Origin of the sequence: Shewanella sp. SR1 (assembly GCF_020447145.1) — a bacterium.
GTDB classification, from domain to species: domain Bacteria; phylum Pseudomonadota; class Gammaproteobacteria; order Enterobacterales; family Shewanellaceae; genus Shewanella; species Shewanella baltica.
This window is the reverse complement of sequence record NZ_JAJAEF010000052.1, coordinates 1-4553: the sequence shown is the minus strand read 5'-3', so window position 1 is coordinate 4553 and position 4553 is coordinate 1. Positions and strand designations below refer to the sequence as shown.

Annotated in this window: 2 protein-coding genes; both read right to left on the bottom strand. The window is 36.4% G+C overall.

Features of this window, described 5'->3' with window-relative positions; genetic code table 11:
- Positions 1 to 885 precede the first annotated feature (885 nt).
- Positions 886 to 3642, bottom strand: a complete 2757-nt coding sequence (locus KV201_RS22240) for a TonB-dependent receptor (RefSeq protein WP_226060634.1) — start codon at positions 3640 to 3642, stop codon at positions 886 to 888.
- Positions 3643 to 4403: 761 nt separating this feature from the next.
- Positions 4404 to 4553, bottom strand: a 150-nt coding sequence (locus KV201_RS22235) for a transposase (protein WP_226060636.1), incomplete at its 5' end; no start/stop codon positions are given.

Genomic DNA, 4553 nt, shown 5'->3' with positions numbered 1-4553 from the left:
TTAGCATAAGTCTTGGCATGGCTTGAGGTTATGGTTACTTTTGGCGAAGCAAATTATAACGTCTTGCCATGCTGTCTAAAAATCACTCTCGAAAGATCAACAGCCCCTAGTAAGGATAAATGTTGTTCTACGACTGTAACTTAGAAATATGTTTCAGATTTGTGCAGTAGTCTCTTTGTATCGGAAAGACAATAATCACTAACAAGCACGCAACGAGAATTACAGCATTTAGCTAACACTATAAGGCAGTGCTACATCGATTAACTGAAAGTAAAAGCACCATAGAGGACTGATCTCATGTCACTAAACATGAAGTTGTGCAGAAGCTAAGTTGTACCAGAAAATGGAGCTTCAAAAAAAGTATGTGTAGCTTAAATGCAATGATGCTTGTTAGCTTTAGGTTACAACTAAGTAACAAAAAGACTATGTGAAAGTCTTAATAACCACATGGAGATATTATGGGACTGATTAAAAAGCTGAAATTTACAAGACTGTTAATCGCAGGAATACAAAGCACACTTTTAAACGAACACCTTGGCATAGTTATTATCTAAATATCAAAAACAACTTGCTTACATATAATTCAACAAATACAGTCTATGCATATAATTCATATACTTATGAAACAGTTAGACATTTTAAGAATAATACTTATAGTTATATTTCAATAGAAATTACTATTATCTTAATTATGGTCCAACTAGACATATGCCAGCTAAATTAAGCGTATTAATTTACCTCTAAGACACTCGTACCAATAAAATAATGCCTACCTCCACCATTACAAAACCATAATATGGCGTCATTAATGCCAAGTGTTATGCATATAAAAATAGCCTCTGGGAGGCTATTTTTTTCAACAATTCATTTGATAATCATACAGACTTAGAACTTTAGATTCGCTCTCACAAAGAAATATCTTCCTAAAACATCGTATGTGAATGGATCTGTATTCGCATCATTATTGCCAGAGAAGTACAATGGATCTTTATCAAAGATATTGTTTACGCCGCCAGAAACTCTTAACGACTTAGTCAGATCATAAGATGCTGATATATCATTATAAACGATACTATCTACACTAGGAGCGTAACACTTGGTAGTATCTTTTCTACAAGAGAATGAATCCATGCCATCAATATATCGAGCTTCGTATGTTGCACTCCAATCATTACCACTAGCAGTTAAGCTGAAGTTTGACTTGAATTTTGCATAAGCTCCAGATTTAGCAGTGATAAAACCACGATAATCAACTGGATTACCATCTGGATCATACTCAACATAGTCACTCAATATTGAAGAATCCAAACCTGCTTTCCAATCTAAACCCAAAGCGGTAAATACATAAGCTACATTTATATCAAAGCCTGAAGTATTGGTTTCGCCTAAGTTTTGCAAACCATTATCAAACTTAATACGGCCTGTATTGTCAATTTGGATATGAGATGATTGACATAACGCAGAACCAGTATTAATCAAACCGCCGTTAGCACCTAAACAATTGTCGGCAACATAACCTGGGTCAACAGATGTAATAGTATTTGTAATAGCAATATCGTAATAATCTACGGTTAGCGATAATCCATCAACATAACTTGGCGAATAAACAAAACCGACTGTCTTTATATCAGCTTCTTCAGGAGTTAATAATGGGTTTCCACCAACAGTAACTTCTGCTTGAGTCTGAGAACTAGCAGGATGAGTGATTTGTTCAAACGATGGTTGTTTACCACCAAAAAGTTCACTTACTGTAGGAGCTCTAAATGCCGTTGATAAGTTACCACGAAGCATTAAATCGTCATATACTTGCCAAGTTAATCCCAGTTTCCAAGTGGTATCTTCACCAAATGTATCATAGTTGAAATAACGCATAGCAGCGCTTAGATCAACTTGTTGAGCAAGTGGTAATTCACTTAGTAAAGGAATAGCTAATTCTACATACAACTCATTGACACTGAACTCACCATTTGTGGGCTCAACTCTCGGATCGTTAGCCAGTCCTTGGGCTGTTAATGAATCCGGTGTAAAATGCGCTGCCTCTTTGCGGTTTTCATAGCCGGCAGCAAATCCAAGTGTACCCGCAGGCAGATCCATAATATCGCCGGTCAAGGTTGCGGCTAAAATATCAAGTTCGCTACCGCCACTGTTTAATTCAGTATAGATATACGGCTTAATGTTTTCACCCATCCAAGATGACTGTAAGAAAGGGTCAAAGTCACCCGATAAAACTGCATCATTAATAGAACCTAAATTATGCAAATTGGCAGTTGTATCTACAGAATCATTTCGACCTTTGTTGTATGAAGCGTCCCAACTCCAACCATTCTCCAATTCACCTTCAAACCCAACAACAATCCGAAGTGTATCGACAGTTTGAGCAAAATCACGCGTTCCGGACTCAACAACTCGACGACCATAACTTACGCCTTCACCTGGTTGAACGTATGGAAGTAAATCATCAGTCATCCAACCACCAGTACTCTTAGGTTTATACTCCCAAGGCGAATTATTCCATACTGGTTGTGGAGCCATTTGTTGCTCAGACCAACGCTTGCTGTACATTGCTTCAGTAAAAAATCTTAATGAATCATTTATCTCATAAGTACCAGCAAGACTTAAATTGATCCGTTCCATCGGTGTAGATAAGTAACTGTCTTTCGCGAAATTATATCCGTCAGCGGCATCTGCATAATCATGATATGTTCCACCTAGGCCGCTTAGGTCTGCCACACTTTTGCCATCAAAATATTTAAACTTAGGTTTACCTTCTGCATCAGCTACATATTTTCCATAGTAACCTGAGTCTCCAACTTGATATTCTCCATCAGGTCCAGAAGGTGTAATTTGGAAATTAGGATCCCCCCATACATGACCCCCTTCTGAGTAAGAACTGCCGACACAAACAAGTGATAGTTTACCGTTAACCATACTCTCTGCGATAGGACAATCGGAAAAACCTCTATCTGCTTGGCTGGCTTCACCACGTTTAGTGTATTGAGCATTGACAACAATATTACCTTTTTCAAACGTGTTACCCAGAGTGAAATCTAGACTAGTTTCATCTGCATCACCCCGAGCTGAAATCCCTGTTTGTGCGTTAAGCTCTAAACCATCAAAATCACGTTTCAATATAATGTTCACTACACCAGCAATAGCGTCAGTACCGTATACGGCAGAGGCACCATCTTTCAACACTTCAACACGTTGAATCATAGATACTGGAATAGTATTTAGATCCACTGTTGAAGCTGCGCCAGTACCTGACGCTATCATGCGACGTCCATTAACTAGAATAAGGGTGCGAGAATCACCTAATCCACGTAAGTTAATACGAGAGTTTCCGCCCGAACCATTATTAATCGCTGCATTGGTCATGGCACCACCTGCAGACGTCATTTTTTGCAGGACATCATCAATCGATGTAGCACCTGAAGCAATAATGGCTGAAGCATCAATAACGCTAACAGGGCTAGAAGTTTCCATATCGGTTCGTTTAATTCTCGAACCCGTTACTTGAATCCTTTCTACTTTTTCAACACCATCTTCAGCAGCCGAAGCAACGGGTATAGTTAAAGCACTAGCGGCTATACTGCCAACTAATGCAACACGTACTGAGTAGGCCAAAAAGTTATTTTTATTCATTGTCAATCTCCCTGAAATATACCTATATATCCTAATTATTTTTATAAACAGAAATGAAAAAAACAGAAAAAGATTATTTAACTGAATTTCGCATCGGCCACAATAAAACACGAAAAACACTTTTTATCAACAAATTTCACAACCAAGGAACACAGGTAAGCTATATGGAGTTAATAACGGTAAAAATCATACCTAGGTGATTTTTATTTTTTAAAGCCAAAGAACAAATCAATACTTCCAAAGTATTATTTCAGGTATGATTTACTGTCATACTTGTATCAAAAAAAATACATTAATGAGTATAAAAACAGTTGATTATGATGAATAAGTATATTTATTAATTAGAGTACAGTTGCAACCACTTAATTTAGCCCTAAGTTAAACCTTACCCATTTAAATAAAAAGTTTAAAACCAAAAAAAATACCCCAATTGACTCACCTACAAGAAAATATTTATAGATTAAATAACGATTTAATTGACAATTAATTATACATAAGAATAACCTTGTTAAGGTTTTTACCAGCCATGTATAACTAAATCATTTAAAATACACCTGAAGAATAAGTTAATTTTTCACTCGCAATTACATTTAATAAATTTATACCACTGCTAAAAAATGAGTAGAAATAATGAAAACTATAATTTTATATAAGATGGTAAGGAGCGAATATTAACTATAACAATTGAAATACTATAAAAAGTTAGAGTGGATACGAACACGGTGCTTAGGGTCTGTTGATCTTTGCTGTACAAATGTTGTTCAGCAATACATCGGCAGCCATATTAACATAAAAGCCAATGACACCATACTGGCGTAATTTCTTGCTAGCTTGTCATATCTTGTTGATATTGCTCGATAGTGTTTAATTCTTCCAAAAGCATTCTCCACTAAATGTCGATACCGATATAA

What these genes read in the sequence shown, in the direction of transcription:
- KV201_RS22240 (WP_226060634.1), bottom strand. Translation starts at nt 3,642, where the DNA reads ATGAATAAAAATAACTTTTTGGCCTACTCAGTACGTGTTGCATTAGTT.